The organism is Pseudonocardia sp. HH130629-09, from assembly GCF_001294645.1.
Taxonomy (GTDB): domain Bacteria; phylum Actinomycetota; class Actinomycetes; order Mycobacteriales; family Pseudonocardiaceae; genus Pseudonocardia.
Genome location: NZ_CP011868.1, coordinates 4,452,217 through 4,467,925, shown reverse-complemented (window position 1 = coordinate 4,467,925; position 15,709 = coordinate 4,452,217). Strand labels below are relative to the sequence as shown.

Below are 15,709 nucleotides of genomic sequence, written 5' to 3'. Positions count from 1 at the left end.
TCGTCCGTGTCCCTCACCCTCGGCATCGTCGGTCTGCCCAACGTCGGCAAGTCGACCCTGTTCAACGCGTTGACCCGGAACGACGTGCTCGCCGCGAACTACCCGTTCGCGACGATCGAGCCCAACGTCGGCGTGGTCCCGCTGCCCGACGCGCGCCTGGGTAAGCTGTCGGAGATCTTCGCGTCGGACAAGATCGTCCCGGCGACGGTGTCGTTCGTCGACATCGCCGGCATCGTCAAGGGCGCGTCCGAGGGCGCGGGCCTGGGCAACAAGTTCCTCGCGAACATCCGCGAGTCCGACGCGATCTGCCAGGTCGTGCGCGTCTTCGACGACCCGGACGTGGTGCACGTCGACGGCCGCATCGACGCCGCGAGCGACATCGAGACGATCGCGACCGAGCTGGTCCTGGCCGATCTGCAGACCCTGGAGAAGGCGGTCCCGCGGCTGGAGAAGGAGGCCCGCACGCAGAAGGACCGCCGCCCGGTCCTCGACGCCGCGCACGCAGCCGCCGCGATCCTCGACGAGGGCCGGACCCTGTTCCAGGCGAAGGCCGACACCGAGCTGCTGCGCGAGCTGACCCTGCTCACCACGAAGCCGTTCCTCTACGTCTTCAACGCCGACGAGGCCGTCCTCACCGACGACGCGCGCCGCAAGGAGCTCACCGAGCTCGTCGCTCCGGCCCGGGCCGTGTTCCTCGACGCCAAGGTCGAGGCCGAGCTGCTGGAGCTCGACGACGAGTCGGCGGCCGAGCTGCTGGAGTCGATCGGGCAGGACGAGCCGGGCCTGGCCCAGCTGGCCCGCGCCGGGTTCGCCACCCTCGGGCTGCAGACCTACCTCACCGCCGGGCCCAAGGAGTCGCGCGCCTGGACGATCCCGCAGGGCGCTACCGCGCCGCAGGCGGCCGGGGTGATCCACACCGACTTCGAGCGGGGCTTCATCAAGGCCGAGATCGTCTCCTTCGACGACCTGGTCGCCGCGGGGTCGATGAACGCCGCGAAGGCCGCGGGGAAGGTGCGGATGGAGGGGAAGGACTACGTCATGCACGACGGCGACGTGGTCGAGTTCCGTTTCAACGTCTGAGTCGGTCCGCTCCGGCGCGGGTCCGCTGGGCCGCCGGACGGCACGACGGAGCCGGACGACCGGGCCGCGGGTAGGTTCGCGGCGTGGGCAGAACGGATCGCGCCAGTCTCCTCATCCACGTCGACCCGCCGACCGTCTTCGCGGCTCTGACCACCGAGGAGGCCCTGCTCCGCTGGTTGGCGCCGGCGGGGATGCGGAGCCGGTTCGAGCGGTTCGACATGCGCGAGGGAGGCTCGTACCGGCTCGTCCTGACCTACGACGACTCCTCCGGCTCGCCCGGGAAGTCCTCCGCCGATTCGGACACCTCCGACGTGCGGATCGCCCGGATCGTGGACGGCGAACGGATCGTGCAGGAGGTCGACTTCGAGTCCGACGACCCCGCCTTCCACGGGACCATGCGGATGGAGTGGAACCTGCGCGCCGTCGAGGAGGGGACCGAGGTCGAGGTCGTGGCCCGGGACGTCCCGGCCGGGATCGGCGCCCGGGACCACGCGGAGGGGATCACCTCGTCCCTGGTGAACCTCGCCGCCCTCCTCGAACCGTGACGCGGCCCGTCCTCTCCCCGCGGGGGAGGCGGGGCCCGCGCGGTCATCAGAAGGGGTGACGATCCGGCGCCCGCACTGACCGCCGTCGCGACACCCGCGACACTGTGGGCCGCGCGCAGGTGCGCGCGGCGGGAGCGACGGGCCGGGGGTCGGGATGGGCGGGAGCCGCTTCGCCGTCGTGGTCGTCGTCGCCGTGATCGCGGTGACCAGCGCCTGCGCCGCCGCGTCCGGGGCCGAGCGGGCCGACGCCGGGCCGGCGGCCGTGTCGCCGTCGGCGTGGTCCGCACCCGCCACCGGTGTACTGCCCCGGGCCGGAGCCGGTGCCGCCGCGGCGGGCGCGGCGGTGGACGGGGCGATCGCGGCGACCCGCCGGGCGGCCGGGTCACGGGCGACGGGCACACGGGCAGCCGGGACACCGTCGGACGGGACGGGCCGGGCGTCGGCCGACGGCGACGACTGCGCCGGGCGGGCGATGGCGGCCGGCAGGTTCGACCCGTCGTGCGCCGCCTACCAGGGGTACCTGGACCCGGGCACGTCCGCGGGCCGTGCGCCCACCAGCGGTGAGACGCAGATGCAGTACCTGTGCGAGCGGGGACTGGTTCCCCGTGGCGACTGCTGACCGGGTCCCCAGGCCGCCCCGGGGCGCCGTCGTCGCCACCCGGTCGCGGCTACCCTGGCGGAGCGTGAACCTCCTCCAGAAGGCGGCCCGGGCCGTCAACACCGTCGTCACGCCCCTCGCGCGCTCGGGCAGGTTCGGTCCGATGACCGAGATCAGCTACCGCGGACGCCGCTCCGGCACCGAGTTCCGGCTCCCCGTGGCCTTCCGGCCCGCGGGCGACGGCGGTGTCATCCGGGTCGAGCTGCCGGACCGGAAGAACTGGTGGCGCAACTTCACCGGCGAGGGCGCGCCACTGCGGGTCCGGGTGGACGGTGCGGAGCGGACCGGGCACGGGGTGGCGGTGCGGGACGGGCGGCAGGTCCGGGTGGACGTCCGGTTCGACACGGCCCGGCCCTGACCGCCGGTCTCCCGACAGGTTGTCTCATATCGCGACGCCGGAGTGTGTCCCACGCCACTACCGTCGGATCGGCCGTGACGATCACCCGGGCCCCGGGGCGTGACGGTTTCCGCGCCCGTCTCCGGTGACGCGGCCCGACCGACACGGGGGAAGCACATGGCCGAGCAGGTCCACCGGTTGATCTACCGCAGCCACAGCACCGTGCCCGGTGACCGTCGCGACGAGGTCCTGGCCGAGATCTTCGACGTGGCCCGGTCGAAGAACAAGAAGGCCGGTGTCACCGGGGCGCTGCTGATCTCCGACCACTGGTTCGTCCAGGCGCTGGAGGGCGACGAGGCGGTGGTGACCGGGCTGTTCGAGACGATCAGGGAGGACGACCGGCACACCGAGGTGTCGGTGGTGGAGTCGACGCCGGTGGCGGGCCGGGTGTTCTCCCGCTGGTCGATGGCCCGTATCTCGGCGAGCGGGCGGTCGGACATCCCGCTGCACGACGTCGACGGTCGCATCCGGCCCGCGGCGCCGGATCAGCCGGACCGCGAGCAGCAGGAGCTCCTCACCCGGATGCGGAACACGATCGGCGCGGACTCGGTCTGACCCGGCTCACCGCAGCGGGATGTCGACGCCCCGCTCGGACTCGGGGCGCGGGCCGTGGATCCGCCGCTCCTCCTCGGTGATCGCGACGTCGTTGATGCTGGCCTCGCGGCGCCGCATGAGCCCCTGCTCGTCGAACTCCCACAGCTCGTTGCCGTAGCTGCGCCACCACTGACCGTCGGCGTCGCGGGACTCGTACTGGAACCGGACGGCGATGCGGTTGTCGTCGAAGGCCCACAGGCTCTTGCGCAGCGCGTAGTCCTGCTCGCGCTCCCATTTCGCCCTCAGCAGCTCGACGATCTCCTCCCGGCCGGTGGCGAAGGTGTCCCGGTTGCGCCACACCGAGTCCGGTGTGTAGGCGCCCGCGACGCGCTCCGGGTCGCGGGTGTTCCAGGCGTCCTCGGCGGCCTGGACCTTCTGCCGTGCGGTCTCCGGGGTGAACGGCGGGTACGGCGGACGACCCTCGGTCATGGCTGCCTCCTCGGGGAATCGAGAACGTGCGTTCTCGACCGGTGCCGGTAAGGTAGGGAACGATCGTTCTCGATGTCAAGGAGGTCATCGGTGCCTGCGCCCGTCTCCGAGGAACAGGCCCGTCTCGACCGGGACGGTCTGCTGGACGCGGCCGAGCTCCTGTTCTACGAGCACGGCATCCGGGCCGTTGGGATGGACCGGGTCCGGTCGGCGTCGGGGCTGCCGCTCAAGCGGATCTACCGCGACTTCGCCACCAAGGAGGACCTCGTCGTGGCGGTGCTGCGGCGCCGTGACGAGCGCTGGCGTGGTGACCTGGCGGCGTACGTGACCCGGGTCGCGGAACCCCGTGCGCGGCTGCTGGCCGTCTTCGACTGGCTGGGGGAGTGGTTCGCCGGCCCCGGGTTCCGCGGCTGTGCGTGGATCAACGCCTACGGCGAGCTCGGCAGCGCCTCGGAGCCGGTCCTGCACGAGGTGCGTCGGCACAAGCAGCTGTTCCACCGGCAGCTCGGACAGTGGACGTCGGCGGCGGGGGTGGACCCCGTCGAGCCGGTCAGCCTGCTCGCGGAGGGGGCGATGGTGACCGCCGCGATCGGGGGGAGCCCGGAGCCGGCGCGACAGGCGCGGGCGGCGGTGGAGGCGATGCTGCCCTGATCGGCGTCACGGCGTCCACGCCGCCGCCATCACCACGGACAGCGGCTCCAGTGCCGCGACCAGCTCGTCGAGCTCGGCGGTGGACAGGGCCGCGTACGGCGGCGCGGCGAGCTCGTCGGTCACGGCCTCGACGCGCGCCTTGACCTCCCGGCCCGCGTCGGTGAGCCACCCGGCGTCGTCGACCAGGCCACGGTGCCGCAGTCCGGCCATGACCTCGGCCAGCCGGGCCCTCGGCAGGTGGTGCACACGCCCGAAGGTCTCCGGCGGGTGGATGCCCATGTCCAGCGCGGACAGGATGTGGGCCTCGGTGCCGCCGATCCGCTCGGCGAGCAGCGCGGTGACGTGCCCGTCGCCGCGGTGCTCGCGCAGGGTCGCGGCGGACTGCCACAGCCGGGTCAGCGGGTCGGTGGGCACAGGCAGGGTGCGCATCCCGGCGTACATCACCCGGCCCTCGGTGGGGGCGCCCGCCGCGGCCTCGGTGAGCAGGTCGGCGGCGCGGGTCGTCGCCGGGGAGCCGACCCGCTCCGCCCCGAGCAGCCGGTGCAGGGCCGACACGCTGCCCCGCCGCCACGCGGCGAAGGAGTCCTCCGGCGGGATCGTCGCCCAGGCGCTGGGGATGTGCCGCGCGGCCTCGCCCTCGGCGAAGCTGTAGAAGGCCGCGTGCACGACCTGGGCCGGGACCCGGCCGAGCGGGGCGGCCCGGCTCGCGAAGTAGCCGTCCCAGTAGGTGCGGTGGCCCAGCGCGGCCAGCTCCTCGTTCGGCTCGTCGGCGAAGTAGGTGACCAGGCAGATCGGTTCGAGCAGGTCGTGCATGCGGCGTGCGGTGTGTGCGGTCGACATGTCGGGTAGGACCCGCCGTACGCCCGGAACTGATCGCGGGCCGGTCACCCGGGGCGCGGGGGTGCCCGCCGATACCTCGCCCGGGTCACGTCCGTGGTCGTCGGCCCGCCCGGTCCACCCGCGCGTGCACGGCCCCGCCGTCGACGGTCACACCCGCCCCGAGCCCGTGCAGCGCCGCCACCGCCGCGGTGTTGTCCGCGGTCGTCTCCGCGACGACCGGGCCGTCGGCCCGGTCCACGAGCATCCGCAGCACCGCACCGCCGACTCCACGGCCCCGCCACGACCGGGCCAGCCAGATCCCGGCCTCCTCGCCGCCCCCGACCGGTTCCAGCCGCGCCGCCCCGGCCACGGCCCCGTCGACGACGACGGCCCAGGTCCGCTCCACCGGTTCCGCCGCCGCGACCGACCGCTCCCGGTGGAACGCGAGGAACGCCGCCCGCCGCCGGGGCGTCCAGCCGGGCGGGCCGGGCACCGGCGGCATCACCTCGAGTGGATCCGCCCCGTCCGCGGCCGCGTCGCACAGGGCCGCGAGCAGGGGTTCGTCGAGACGCCGCAGGTCCAGGTGCACCGGCCCAGGATCGCGGTCACCGACGCGGTGCGACACCGGTTTCCGGCAGCGCCGGGCCGGGGTCACCGCGACACCGATCGGCGGCGCCCGTGGGCTCCGTAACCCGGCTGCGGAGTGACACGCATCCTCGGCGTTACTCCGGACGGACCACGTCGTTGAGTCCCATGAGGGGTGCTCCCGGACGGCGACAGGCTGGTGCCAACGACTGTCCAGGCCTCGGACGTGCCGCCGTTCGGCGATCGATACACACCCGGCGGCCTCGCCCCGCGCGACGAACGGTCCAGTGCGGCCGCGCCGTACGGCCCATCGCCGCAGGTGGGCGGGGCATTTCCCGGGCGCCGGCCCGGTCGCCTCGGTGACCCCGGGGGCTAGAGACGCCCGTTCGCGCCCATCGTTGCGTCGCTGTGATCCATCCCACTTCCGTGGCGTCATCTGTAACGATCGGCGAGCTGTCGATCTTCCACGGAGAGTAGTTAAACGACACCTGACGGATAGCACTCTGTGTAGTTGATCAACGGCGAACGGTCGGTCGTCCGCACGAGAAACGGACATATGACGCCTCGAACGAGGGGGTGCTCTCGGTTCCGTGATCGGCGTCCGTACGTTCTGCGGCACCGGCCAGTGACGGAGTGTCAGTGTGACGGCCGGATCACCTCGCCACAGAAGGAGTGCCATGAACGCCCCCGAGACGACTCCCGCCCGTCGTAACGCCCGGCGGATCGCCACCGCCGGCGTCCTGTCCGTCCCGCTGGTCCTGGGTTCGGCCGGGATGGCCTTCGCCGGGGACTACGGCGACGGCGGCAAGCACCACGACAAGGGCCGCGACTGCGCGCCGTCCTCCGCCAGCCAGAAGGGCGGCCTGCTCGGCCTCGACGCCGCGGTCGACCCGCAGCTCAACGTCGGCGGCATCCTGAACCAGGGTGCGGTCTCCCAGCAGAACACCACGCTCGACCGGTCCAACTCCGGCATCGTGCAGAACGGCTGCGGTGCGGGCGACGCCGTGCAGGTCGACGACCTCGTCGGCCTGGGCCTGGACGTCAGCCCGTCGGCCAACATCGGCGGCATCCTCAACTCCGGCCCGGTGCAGCAGTCGACCACCACCGTCGACGACTCCAACAGCGGGATCCTGCAGTCCGGTGGCAAGCACGGCGGTGGCGGGCACGCCTCGCAGCGCGGCGGCCTGATCGACGTCGCGGCCACCGTCAACCCGTCGATCAACATCGGCGGCCTGCTGTCCGGCGGCCCGGTCTCCCAGTCCACCACCACGGTCGACCAGGGCAACTCGGGCATCGTCCAGGGCTGAGCTCCGCGGGACCCCCGCGAGGCGCGTACCGCCCGGGCCGCTTGACCCGGCCCGGGCGGTACGGCCGACCGGTCCCTCCGAGCGGAGCTCAGAAGTCCCGGCGGACCAGCATCCGCCACGCCCACCCGGCCGCGACCTCGGGTGGGGGCAGCGGCTCGCGTTCCAGCCAGCTGGCCGCGACGCCGAGCAGCGTCCAGGTCAGGCCGGCGGCGAACACGTCCAAAGGCATGCCGAACTCGTCCTCGGCGACGCCGAGCCGCAGCGTCGTGTCCGCGACGACCGCCTGCATCCGCCGCCGCATCCCGGCCGCGGCGTCCGGCGCCGCGGCCCCGGACAGCGCCTGCCGGTACAGCGGGGCGTGCTCGGCCAGATGGAGGAACCAGCGCAGCAGCGCGGCGGGCGGCTCGGGACCGATGTCGTCCATCGCGAGGTCCGACAGGCCCGCCCCGGCGTCGGAGGCCCGGGTGGCGAGCGCGTCGGCCAGCAGCATCTCCTTGTCGGTGTAGTGCTGGTAGAAGCTGCTGCGGTTCGCCGACGCGTGCTCCGCCACGTCGGCGATCGTGATCGACTCGAGTGAGCGCTCCCTGGCCAGCGCGAGCAGCGCGTCCTGAAGACGTCGTCGCGTGCGCACGGCCCGGGGATCCACGCTCACCATTCTGCCGAACGGGTGACACCCGGTTGCGAGGACCCGTCGTGTCGCCTCCCGGTCAGGGTGCCCGGTCGCACGGCGCCCCCCACATCCCGGCCCGTTGGTCCTGGGCGATCCGCTGCCCGGCCTCGAAGCCCTGCCGGTAGCGGCCCTGCCCCGGGTCCACCCAGCCCGCGACGAGCGCCGCATCGGTGTAGGACTGCTGCGTGCCGACCACCAGGTACGCCGGCCAGGCCGGGGCGTCGGGCGCCGGGGCGGGCAGTGTCGGGTCGGGCACCAGCGTGACCTCCTGGCCGTCGAGGAAGCCCTCGGCGAACCGCTGCGCGTCGGCCCGGGCGCACGCCGGCGTCGAGGTGGTGTCCACGCCGATCACTGTCACCGTCACCGGCCGCCCCGCGACGTCCACCACGACCGTCCCCGGGTCCACGACCCGCTGCACCCGCCCGAACAACGTCGGAGGGCCGGTGAGCGGGCCGAGCGCGGTGGGCCCGGGGTCGGCGGCCGCAACCGGTTCGTCGGCCATCCGGCCGATCGTCAGACCCCCGACGACGCCGAGGACGACCAGCACGAGCACGGCCAGCAGCGCGATCGTGCGGCGTGGTCCGGTGGACAGGGCGGACAGGTGCGTCCGGGCGCGGTGGCGTGGTTCGGGCAACATGTCTGGAGTTCGTACCGAATCGGGCGTCCGGTTGCCTGTCGGGCGGGATCACCGGCATCCGGCGGTGGTCCAGGCCGCGGAGCAGCCGGTACCGGCGGCGGCCGGACCGGCCACCCCCGGCCCGGCCAGGGTGAGGACGAGAACGGCCCCGGCCAGCAGCAGGCGGGGCCCGGCGGGGCGGGTGCGGCGGCGCGGCACGGTCATGCCGGTCCTCTCGCCGGAGGGCGGGCCGGTGTTGCGCCGTCCGGACCACCGTCATCAGGATTGTCGATCGCCGGGCACGCCGCGGCGCCGCTGCGGCGCGCTGCTACCTTCGGCGCCTCCGTCCGTCCGGGAGGCCATCCGTGATCACCGTCCGGGAGCTGGGACCCGACGCCTGGGAGACCTGGCGCGACCTGCGCCTCGCCGCGCTGGCCGAGGCCCCCGAGGCGTTCCACAGCAGGCTCGCCGACTGGCTGGGCGCGGGGGAGCGGGAGTGGCGCGACCGGCTCGCCGCGCCCGGCCGCTACCTGGTGGTCGACGTCGACGGCCGCCCCGCGGGGCAGGTCGTGGCCGTCCCGCCGGACGGCGAGGGTGTCGCCGACCTCATCGCCCTGTGGGTCGCCCCGCACGCGCGCGGCGGCGGAGCCGCGACCGCCCTCGTCGACGCCGTGCTCGACCGCGCAGCCGGGTGGGGCGCGCGGACGCTGGCCCTGCACGTGGTGATCGGCAACGACCGCGCCGCGGCCTTCTACCGGCGGCTCGGCTTCGTCGACCGGGGCGTCGTGGACCGACCCGACGGCATCAGCGAGACGCGGATGGACCGGCCCGTCGGGCGCCCGGCGTCCCGGTGCTGACGGTCCGTCCGGCGACGCCCTCCGACGACCCCGCCCTCACCCGGATCGACGCCCTGACCTGGACCGCGCAGGTCAGCCCCGCCCCGCCGCGGCCCGAGCCGTTCCTGGAACGGACCCCGGTCGGGGAGGTGCTCGTCGCCGACGACGACGGCGTCGTGGCCGGGTACGTGATCGTCGGGACCGCACCGCCCGCCGTCCCGGCGCACGACCACGTCCGCCACGTCGACGGCCTCGCGGTGCATCCCGGGCACGCCGGCCGCGGTGTAGGCCGTGCCCTGGTCGACGCCGCGGTGGCCCGGGCCCGTGACACCGGAGGGCGCAAGCTCACGCTGCGGGTGCTGGGCCCGAACACCCGGGCGCGGGCGCTGTACCGGCGCTGCGGTTTCGTCGAGGAGGGCGTGCTGCGCGGCGAGTTCGTCGTCGACGGGACGCCCGTCGACGACGTCCTGATGGCACGGCACCTCGACCCGGCGCCGCCCTGACCGGCGACGGCCCGGAACTGTCGGGGGCCGGTCGTAGCGTCGTCGCCATGACCACCGCGCCGTCGTCGCCCCCGGCCTCGCCCCCCGTCCCGGCCCGGGTGGCCGCCGCGCTGCGTGCCTCCTGGGGGCGTGACACCTGTGACGTCGCGGACGTGGCGACCTGGTCGCCGGGCCGCCCGTCGCGGGGCCAGTGCGGGGCGACGGCGCTCGTCCTGCACGACCTGTTCGGCGGTGACCTGCTGCTGGCCGAGGTGTGGCACGCCGACGGCCGGCTGCAGGGCTACCACTGGTGGAACCGGCTGCCCGGCGGCGCCGAGGTGGACCTCACCCGGGACCAGTTCGGTCCGGGCGAGACGGTCCACCCACCCCGGGTGGTCGTCCGGCCGGACGACCCGCCGCGACGGTGCCGCGCGCAGTACGAGCTGCTCCGCCGCCGGGTGCTCGACCTGCTGGGCGGCCCGGGGTGAGCCGGCCGGCCTCAGCGGCGGCCGCGGCGCACGGCGTCGGCGAGGGTGCCCAGCAGGTCGTCGGTGGTGTCCCAGGACATGCAGGCGTCGGTCACCGAGCGGCCCCGGACCATGTCCGGCCCCAGCTCCTGGCGGCCCGCCTCCAGGAAGCTCTCCATCATCAGGCCGGTGACGGCGCGCTCCCCGCCCGCGATGCGCTCGGCCAGGTCCGCGACGACGGTGGCCTGCCGCACGTGGTCCTTGCCGCTGTTGCCGTGGCTGGCGTCGACCACGACGCGCTCCGGCAGCCCCGCCGCGCGCAGCCCGTCGGCGGTGGCGGTCACGTCGGCGGCGGAGTAGTTCGGCACCGCCCCACCGCGCAGGATGACATGGGTGTCCGGGTTGCCCGTGGTGGTGACCAGGCCGGCGAGCCCGTCCGCGTTGACCCCCATGAACACGTGCGACGCCGCGGCCGCGCGCATCCCGTCGATCGCCGCGCGGATGTCCCCGTCGGTGGCGTTCTTGATCCCGACCGGCATCGACAGGCCGCTGACCAGCTGGCGGTGGACCTGGCTCTCCGCGGTGCGGGCGCCGATCGAGCCCCAGGTGACCACGTCGGCGATGTACTGCGGGGTGATCGGGTCGAGGAACTCGCAGCCGACCGGCATCCCGAGCGCCGAGATGTCGAGCAGCAGCTTGCGGGCGGTGCGCAGGCCGCGGTTCACGTCGAAGGTGCCGTCCAGGCCCGGGTCGTTGATCAGGCCCTTCCAGCCGACGGTCGTGCGTGGCTTCTCGAAGTAGGTGCGCATCACGATGCACAGCTCGCCGGACAGCTCCTCGGCGCGGGTGGCGAGGCGGCGGGCGTAGTCCAGGGCGGCGTCCGGGTCGTGCACCGAGCACGGCCCGACGACGACGAGCAACCGGTCGTCGTGGCCGTCGAGGACGTCGGTGACCGCGGCGCGACCGCGGGTGACGGTGTCGGCGACCCGGGGATCGCAGGGCAGGTCGTGACGCAGCAGCGCCGGCGAGATCAGCGGGCTGATCCGCTCGATGCGCCGGTCGTCGGTCGGGGCGACCTGCAGAGGGGTGGTGCTCGCACTCATCGGAGATGATGGTCCTTACCCGGCGGACCGCCCCGGATCACCTCGACCGAGCCGGTCCGACATGCCGGCTCGAGGGGATGGAGGTCAGCGCGCTACGGCACCTGCCAGCCCATCCCGGGCCGGCCGGCGAAACCAGTAGTACGCGTTCAGCACGCCACGACCGTACCCCACGTCTGCGGCAGGCGTGGTACCACCGGCACATGCGGATCGCCCTCGCCCAGATCGTGTCCACCCCGGATCCGGAGGAGAACCTCGCCGAGGTGGAACGCCGCACCCGTGCCGCCGCCGACGCCGGCGCGCAGCTCGTGCTGTTCCCCGAGGCCACGATGTGCTGCTTCGGGGTCCCGCTCGGCCCGGTGGCGCAGCCGCTGGACGGGCCCTGGGCCACCCGGGTCCGCGAGGTCGCCCGTACGGCCGGGACCACCGTCGTCGCGGGGATGTTCACGCCGTCCGGGGACGGCCGGGTACGCAACACGCTGCTCGCGACCGGCGGCGGCGTCGACACCCACTACGACAAGATCCACATGTTCGACGCGTTCGGGTTCGCCGAGTCCGACACCGTCGAGCCCGGGAACGATGTGGTCGTGGTCGGGGTGGGCGGGGACGATCCGGTCACGGTCGGCCTGTCCACCTGCTACGACGTGCGCTTCCCCGGGCTGTACCAGCGCCTCGCCGACGACGGCGCCACCGTGCTGCTGGTCCCCGCCTCCTGGGGCACGGGCCCGGGCAAGCGTGAGCAGTGGGAGCTGCTCGTGCGGGCCCGTGCGGTGGACACCGGCTCGTTCGTCGTGGCGTGCGACCAGGCCGACCCGACCACGGTCGGCCGCGAGCACGGCAAGGCCCCGACCGGGATCGGGTACAGCCTGGTCGCCGGCCCGCGCGGCGAGGTCGTCGACGCGCTCGGTGCCGAGCCCGGGCTGCTCGTGGTCGACGTGGACCCGGCGGAGGCCGCGACCGTCCGCGAGCAGATCCGGGTGTTGGCCAACCGGCGGTTCTGAGCCGCGCCCGTCCGCGTCCGGTGGCTCGGCGGTCGGGCGCCGCGTCGGGGTGCTGCGCCGGGGGGCGTCGCGGTGGGGGAGCGGTACGTGGCCCGGCCCGGCCGTGGGTTCAGCCGCCGGCGGTGCTGAGACGGTCGGAGATCTGTGCGGCGAGGTCGACGTCCTTCGCGGTCAGTCCGCCCTCGGAGTGCGTCGACAGCCGGAAGGTCAGCGTGGCGTAGCGGATGTCGATGTCGGGGTGGTGGTCGGCGGCCTCGGCGTCCTCGGCGACCCGGTCCACCACCGCGATCGCGGACTCGAAGTCGGGCAGGGTGGCGGTGCGGACGATCGAGTCGCCGTCGCGGTCCCAACCGGGCAGCTTCTGCAGGGCGTCGGCGATCTCGGCGTCGGTCAGCGTCGGGGTGGGCATCGGCCCATCGTGGCGCAGACGGTGCACTCCGTCGCGATGGAGGGGTTTCCGGATCGTCCCGGAGCGCTCAGCCGTCGCGGCGGGTCAGGGCGAACACCACGACCCCCGCCCCGGCGACGGCGAAGCCGGCCGCCCGCACCGTGGTCGCCCACAGCGCCGACGGGTCGGCGGGCACCGCGAGGATCCCGGCCAGGACCTCGTGCCAGAGTCCGGACGGCAGGACCGGCGCGACCGGCTCCCACAGCACCGTCGCCAGCGGAGCGACGGTCAGCGCGGCCAGACCGGTCGCGACGACCCCGGCGGGCCGCCGGACCAGCGCCGACATCGCCAGCAGGAGCATCCCGAGCCCGCACAGCTGCGCGGCGGCCCAGCCGGTGAGCACCACCGCGCGGAGCAGGGTGTCCCCCACCCCGAACGGGCCCGCGCCCAGGGCGAGCCCGCCGCCGACCAGGGCGGAGACGACCGTCGTCGTCGCGGCGAGCAGCGAGGTCACCGCGACCGCGGCGGCCTTGAGCCCGAGCAGCCGTCCCGGGCCGACGGGGGAGAGCCGCAAAGCGTCGAGGGTGCCGCGGGCCCGCTCCGCGGCGAACGCGTCGGCCGCCACGAACACGACGGGCATCCCGAGCGCGAACGCCGCAGGCTCGGACAGCGCGACCGTCAGGGTCCCGAGCGCGAAGGACAGCCGGCCGTTGTCGGTGGCCAGCGCGATCGTCGCCAGCAGTGGGACGAGCGCCGCCGACGCGAGGACGACCGCGGTGCGCGGACGGAGCAGTGCGAGTTCCAGCTCCGAGCGGAGCAGCCGGCCGAAGGGGGCCGCGGTGGGGCGGCTCGCCGGGCGACCGGTCCTCGGCCCGGAGCGTGGGCGGGGGGAGCCGGCGGACCGCGGCCGTGCCGGTGCCTGCGAGTAGGCCGCCCCGTGGGGGACGACCGCCCGGGCCCCGGTCGTCGCCGGGGAGCCGCCGACCCGGTCGCGCGGCGCGGGAGCGACCGCCGGGTCGCCCGGGACGGCGCCGGGGGAGCCGTGGGGTGCGGCGGCCCAGTCGTCGCCGGGGCGGGCGTCCGGGGCGCCCCAGGTGTGCTCGGGACGCACGATCGCGCTCACCGCCCCGCCCCGAACCCGGCACCCGTCGGGGCCGGTTCCTCGGTGAGCCGGGCGAAGAACTCCTCCAGCCGGGCCGCGGGCCGCGTCACCCCGTGCACGGCGACACCCGCGTGCACCAGCGTCGCGACGACGTCCGGCGTGGCGGGCCCGGCCGGCACGAACACCCGGTCCCGGGTTCCCTGCTCGGCGTCGATGCCCCGGGCCAGCAGGGCCGCGACGGCGCGCTCGCCGTCCGGCGTCGTCACCACCAGCGCCGACGGGCCCGAGTCGACCAGCTCGTCGAGCGGGCCCGCGCACAGCAGCCGCCCGGCCCGGAGCACCGCGACGTGGCTGCAGGTCGCCTCGATCTCCCCGAGCAGGTGCGAGCTGACGATCACCGTCGCGCCCGCGGCGTTCATCTCCGCGATCAGCCGGCGCACCTCCCGGGTGCCCGCCGGGTCGAGCCCGTCGGTCGGCTCGTCGAGGACGACGAGGCGCCGCCGGGTCAGCAGCGGCACCGCCAGCCCGAGGCGGCGGCGCATCCCGGAGGAGTACTCGCCGGCGCGGCGGTCGGCCGCCTCGGCGAGCCCGACCCGGCGCAGCACGGCGTCGACGGCGGCCGGGATCCGCGCCGAGTCCAGCAGCGGCTCGGCGGCCGCGGCCCGCAGCAGGTTCTGCCGACCGGTGCGGTGCGGGTGCAGCGCGGGCGCGTCGACCAGGGCGCCGACGTGCGGCAACACCTCCGACGCGCGGTGCGGCAGCCGCCGTCCGAGCAGCTCGACCTCGCCGTCGCTGGGGGCGAGGAGCCCGAGCAGCATCCGCATCAGCGTCGTCTTGCCCGCCCCGTTGGGGCCGAGCAGCCCGAGGACCGCGCCCATCGGCACATCCAGGTCCACCCCGTCGACCGCGCGCACCGCGCCGAAACCGCGGGACAGGCCGATCGCGCGCACCGCCGGTGGGCGCGGCGCCGAGGGCGGCTCGGGAGGGTCGAGGGGAGCGGACGTCGGGTACACGGCACCCAGCGTGACCGTGCGGCGGCGCGAGCGGGCCGTTTTCGCCGAGTTCGGCCACTCCGGCCGGGTGCGGGGCCGGCGATCGGCCGCCCCGGGCGGCTGCGGGACCGGCTGCGAGGATCGACGGCGTGCCGGTGCTGAGCCTGGACCATCACGCGGACGGACCGCCCCGACTCGTCGCGGGGGTGCTGCGCGAATCGGCCCCGTCGGCCCGCGCGGTCGCGCGGGTGGGAGCCCGGTTCACCGCGCCGTCGGCGCTGCTCGTGGCCGGGGACGAGGTCCGGGTCGCGCTGCCCGGCGGGTTCCTCGCCTGCCGGACACGGATCACCCGCGCCGGCGCCGGTGGGGTGTGGTCGGAGCTGGCGGGGGGTCCCGCGGCGGTGCTGCGGCACTCGACCCTGGTCGTGGCCGCCGCCGGGGGTGGCAGCCATGTCCGCGACGAGCTCACCTGGCAGCCGCCCCTCGGTGTGCTCGGCCGGATCTCCGACCCGGTGCTGCGCCGGTTCGGTGCGCGCCTGCTCCGGGCCCGCCGCGAGGTGCTCGCCGAGCGGGTCGCGGAGCTGGGCCGGGCCGGGGTGGTCGTCGGGGCGGCGATCGTCCGGGACGGCAGGCTGCTCGTCGCCCAGCGTTCCTACCCGGCCGAACTGGCCGGCCGCTGGGAGCTGCCCGGCGGCGGCGTCGAGGACGGCGAGAGTGGGCCCCGGGCCCTGGTCAGGGAGTGCGCCGAGGAGCTGGGTGCGCGGGTGGTGGTCGGGGAGCGGCTGGGCACCGACCTGCCGCTCGGGCGACGTGTGCTGCAGATCCACACCGCCCGGCTGGAGCCCGGCTCCCCGGAGCCGGAGGCCCGCGAGCACCGGGCGCTGCGCTGGGTGGGGCGCCGCGAGGTGGCGACCCTGGGCTGGCTCGACGCCGACCGGGCCGTCGTCGCCGAGCTGGTGGAGCTGCTGCGGACCTGATGCGCGGTCCCCG

At 75.2% G+C, this 15,709-nt stretch carries 22 protein-coding genes; 12 read left to right on the top strand and 10 right to left on the bottom strand.

The genetic code is table 11. The features are described 5' to 3' along the window. Positions 1-6 precede the first annotated feature (6 nt). From ychF to XF36_RS20580, 5 genes are all read left to right on the top strand, one after another. Positions 7-1,080: a redox-regulated ATPase YchF gene (gene ychF, locus XF36_RS20600; protein ID WP_060713224.1), complete on the top strand. Its 1,074-nt coding sequence runs from the start codon at positions 7-9 to the stop codon at positions 1,078-1,080. A gap of 83 nt (positions 1,081-1,163) precedes the next feature. Further along, positions 1,164-1,625, top strand: a complete 462-nt coding sequence (locus XF36_RS20595; protein WP_060713223.1) for an SRPBCC domain-containing protein — start codon at positions 1,164-1,166, stop codon at positions 1,623-1,625. Positions 1,626-1,779: 154 nt separating this feature from the next. Next, positions 1,780-2,244 carry a hypothetical protein gene (locus XF36_RS20590; protein ID WP_060713222.1) on the top strand — a complete coding sequence of 155 codons (465 nt, stop codon included), beginning with the start codon at positions 1,780-1,782 and terminating at the stop codon, positions 2,242-2,244. Between the two features lie 64 nt (positions 2,245-2,308). Further along, entirely contained in the window at positions 2,309-2,641 is a 333-nt protein-coding gene (locus XF36_RS20585; RefSeq protein ID WP_060713221.1) for a hypothetical protein, read from the top strand. A gap of 156 nt (positions 2,642-2,797) precedes the next feature. After that, the gene (locus XF36_RS20580; RefSeq protein ID WP_060713220.1) at positions 2,798-3,235 is read left to right on the top strand and encodes a BLUF domain-containing protein; all 438 of its coding nucleotides are present in this window, start codon (positions 2,798-2,800) and stop codon (positions 3,233-3,235) included. 6 nt (positions 3,236-3,241) lie between these two features. On the opposite strand, the gene XF36_RS20575 is transcribed toward XF36_RS20580, so the two are convergent. Continuing rightward, positions 3,242-3,703 (bottom strand): nuclear transport factor 2 family protein, encoded by a 462-nt coding sequence (locus XF36_RS20575; protein ID WP_060713219.1) that lies wholly within the window; start codon positions 3,701-3,703, stop codon positions 3,242-3,244. 90 nt (positions 3,704-3,793) lie between these two features. Between XF36_RS20575 and XF36_RS20570 the strand changes: the two genes are divergently transcribed. After that, on the top strand, positions 3,794-4,354 hold the full coding sequence (locus XF36_RS20570; RefSeq protein ID WP_060713218.1) for a TetR/AcrR family transcriptional regulator: 561 nt from the start codon (positions 3,794-3,796) through the stop codon (positions 4,352-4,354). 6 nt (positions 4,355-4,360) lie between these two features. Here XF36_RS20570 and XF36_RS20565 read toward each other — a convergent pair whose 3' ends face one another. Beyond that, positions 4,361-5,194, bottom strand: a complete 834-nt coding sequence (locus tag XF36_RS20565) for an SCO6745 family protein (protein WP_238588972.1) — start codon at positions 5,192-5,194, stop codon at positions 4,361-4,363. An 85-nt stretch (positions 5,195-5,279) separates the two neighbouring features. Further along, positions 5,280-5,762: a GNAT family N-acetyltransferase gene (locus XF36_RS20560; RefSeq protein ID WP_060714862.1), complete on the bottom strand. Its 483-nt coding sequence runs from the start codon at positions 5,760-5,762 to the stop codon at positions 5,280-5,282. Positions 5,763-6,435: 673 nt separating this feature from the next. On the opposite strand from XF36_RS20560, the gene XF36_RS20555 reads away from it, so the two are divergent. Further along, positions 6,436-7,065, top strand: a complete 630-nt coding sequence (locus XF36_RS20555; RefSeq protein WP_060713217.1) for a hypothetical protein — start codon at positions 6,436-6,438, stop codon at positions 7,063-7,065. A gap of 88 nt (positions 7,066-7,153) precedes the next feature. On the opposite strand, the gene XF36_RS20550 is transcribed toward XF36_RS20555, so the two are convergent. The 3 genes from XF36_RS20550 to XF36_RS32605 all read right to left on the bottom strand — a co-directional run bounded on the left by XF36_RS20550 (position 7,154) and on the right by XF36_RS32605 (position 8,576). Beyond that, the gene (locus tag XF36_RS20550; RefSeq protein WP_064485661.1) at positions 7,154-7,711 is read right to left on the bottom strand and encodes a TetR/AcrR family transcriptional regulator; all 558 of its coding nucleotides are present in this window, start codon (positions 7,709-7,711) and stop codon (positions 7,154-7,156) included. 61 nt (positions 7,712-7,772) lie between these two features. Beyond that, positions 7,773-8,372 carry a thermonuclease family protein gene (locus XF36_RS32610; protein ID WP_060713215.1) on the bottom strand — a complete coding sequence of 200 codons (600 nt, stop codon included), beginning with the start codon at positions 8,370-8,372 and terminating at the stop codon, positions 7,773-7,775. Between the two features lie 48 nt (positions 8,373-8,420). Next, a complete protein-coding gene (locus tag XF36_RS32605; RefSeq protein WP_168169543.1) occupies positions 8,421-8,576 on the bottom strand; it encodes a hypothetical protein in 156 nt (51 codons plus the stop codon). Positions 8,577-8,716: 140 nt separating this feature from the next. On the opposite strand from XF36_RS32605, the gene XF36_RS20540 reads away from it, so the two are divergent. From XF36_RS20540 to XF36_RS20530, 3 genes are read left to right on the top strand one after another with little or no spacing between them, the layout of a single operon-like run. After that, positions 8,717-9,208, top strand: coding sequence for a GNAT family N-acetyltransferase (locus tag XF36_RS20540; RefSeq protein ID WP_060713214.1), 492 nt, complete (start codon positions 8,717-8,719; stop codon positions 9,206-9,208). Beyond that, positions 9,202-9,690: a GNAT family N-acetyltransferase gene (locus XF36_RS20535; RefSeq protein ID WP_060713213.1), complete on the top strand. Its 489-nt coding sequence runs from the start codon at positions 9,202-9,204 to the stop codon at positions 9,688-9,690. The genes XF36_RS20540 and XF36_RS20535 overlap by 7 nt, the downstream gene beginning before the upstream one ends. A 47-nt stretch (positions 9,691-9,737) precedes the next feature. Beyond that, positions 9,738-10,157 (top strand): YunG family protein, encoded by a 420-nt coding sequence (locus XF36_RS20530; protein ID WP_060713212.1) that lies wholly within the window; start codon positions 9,738-9,740, stop codon positions 10,155-10,157. 11 nt (positions 10,158-10,168) lie between these two features. Here the strand turns inward: XF36_RS20530 and XF36_RS20525 are convergent, their stop codons facing one another. Further along, entirely contained in the window at positions 10,169-11,239 is a 1,071-nt protein-coding gene (locus XF36_RS20525) for a 3-deoxy-7-phosphoheptulonate synthase (protein ID WP_060713211.1), read from the bottom strand. 200 nt (positions 11,240-11,439) lie between these two features. Here XF36_RS20525 and XF36_RS20520 point away from each other — a divergent pair, with 200 nt between their 5' ends. Then, on the top strand, positions 11,440-12,237 hold the full coding sequence (locus XF36_RS20520) for a carbon-nitrogen hydrolase family protein (protein ID WP_060713210.1): 798 nt from the start codon (positions 11,440-11,442) through the stop codon (positions 12,235-12,237). A gap of 109 nt (positions 12,238-12,346) precedes the next feature. On the opposite strand, the gene XF36_RS20515 is transcribed toward XF36_RS20520, so the two are convergent. The 3 genes from XF36_RS20515 to XF36_RS20505 all read right to left on the bottom strand — a co-directional run bounded on the left by XF36_RS20515 (position 12,347) and on the right by XF36_RS20505 (position 14,740). Next, on the bottom strand, positions 12,347-12,646 hold the full coding sequence (locus XF36_RS20515) for a 4a-hydroxytetrahydrobiopterin dehydratase (RefSeq protein ID WP_060713209.1): 300 nt from the start codon (positions 12,644-12,646) through the stop codon (positions 12,347-12,349). A gap of 67 nt (positions 12,647-12,713) precedes the next feature. Continuing rightward, positions 12,714-13,748, bottom strand: a complete 1,035-nt coding sequence (locus XF36_RS20510) for a hypothetical protein (RefSeq protein WP_060713208.1) — start codon at positions 13,746-13,748, stop codon at positions 12,714-12,716. Further along, a complete protein-coding gene (locus XF36_RS20505; RefSeq protein WP_060713207.1) occupies positions 13,745-14,740 on the bottom strand; it encodes an ABC transporter ATP-binding protein in 996 nt (331 codons plus the stop codon). The genes XF36_RS20510 and XF36_RS20505 overlap by 4 nt, the downstream gene beginning before the upstream one ends. A gap of 128 nt (positions 14,741-14,868) precedes the next feature. Between XF36_RS20505 and XF36_RS35280 the strand changes: the two genes are divergently transcribed. Beyond that, a complete protein-coding gene (locus XF36_RS35280; protein ID WP_349675510.1) occupies positions 14,869-15,696 on the top strand; it encodes an NUDIX domain-containing protein in 828 nt (275 codons plus the stop codon). Positions 15,697-15,709: the final 13 nt, after the last annotated feature.